A 216-nucleotide genomic window follows, 5' to 3' on the forward strand; every position below is an offset into this window, starting at 1 on the left:
ATAACGCTTTTCCTATTTGTTCCGCTACTTCCTGAACTGCTTTGAATTTCTTTACGTATTCATTCCAGTTATCTTCCTTATAAATTAACTTTGTACTTCCTTTTATCATTGTCTTTTTTAGCTTTTGGACATCATCCATATTCTTTACAAAATCTAAGAGATACAACTCCAATCGAGTCTGTCTTGTATATTCAAGATCATTCGGATAAGGTGGAG

1 pseudogene is annotated in these 216 nt (G+C 32.9%); it reads right to left on the minus strand.

The annotated features are described in order from the left end of the window. Positions 1 to 216 (minus strand): annotated as a pseudogene (locus COZ07_RS05685) (hypothetical protein); the annotation flags it as partial.

The sequence above is a fragment of the Candidatus Infernicultor aquiphilus genome (genome assembly GCF_002784285.1).
Lineage (GTDB): Bacteria > Atribacterota > Phoenicimicrobiia > Phoenicimicrobiales > Phoenicimicrobiaceae > Infernicultor > Infernicultor aquiphilus.